The following is an 818-nucleotide window of genomic DNA, read 5'->3' on the forward strand; positions in this document are numbered from 1 at the left end:
CTCTTCAAATTAACACCGCCAGGTGGCAAGAGGAATGTGGGTTTGGATAAAAAAGCAATTATTTATGCTGATAGCTAAAAAAGCTCTGCCGACCAATTAAGGTTAGCGGAGCTTTTTTTATTGTTCCTATTCGTTTAAGAACCTCCAACTTGGTCATAAAGTTGTATTCTCTGATTATGAGTATTCGATTGAACAGGTACAGTAACAATAAACAAAAAACTAGCTGCGACGATCAGCAGTACCATTTTTTTTAACATTGTCTAACCACACCTTTTCTAATAGTTTGAAATACTCTTCTCTGGTCTCAGGAAGCGCATATGCTTGGAAATGTGCAAAAAGCCCTGTACAGTTTATAAAATAAGTCTCATTTTTTAGTGTATGATAACTTACCATTGAATACATCAAGTATTTAAAGCCATCGTTATACATTCCTCGATACAAATAATAATAAGCTAATTCATATCCAAAGCGCGCAAACTGTTCTGGTATAACTTGCTTAGTATACATGTCAGATGATGGCTGTCCCTGTTGTACAAAAGAGTCAATAATCGTTCCAAAGCGTTTAAGTACGTGACTCACATCTAACTCATATCGGTTAGCAGCAAACATTACGTTCAACAGTTTAGTAACCATTTCTTTTTCAGTGGTATCTGACGATGCAGCAATGTATTCAACATAATCTGGTAGCACACTTATATCTCCTGACAGGAGTTTATTAACGTAAGTGTTACATTGCGCCCAATCTTTATACAGTTTGATCCAGTGTCGGGTATCCTCGTCCTTCTCTTTGACCCAATCTAAATTAGCGTAGGCGTATG

Annotated in this window: 1 pseudogene; it reads right to left on the reverse strand. The window is 36.8% G+C overall.

Going from position 1 to position 818, the window contains the following annotated elements:
• Window positions 1–219 precede the first annotated feature (219 nt).
• Window positions 220–818, reverse strand: a pseudogene (locus L696_RS0127520) (transcriptional regulator); the annotation flags it as partial.

It is taken from the genome of Paenibacillus maysiensis, assembly GCF_000520815.1.
GTDB lineage: Bacteria > Bacillota > Bacilli > Paenibacillales > Paenibacillaceae > Paenibacillus > Paenibacillus maysiensis.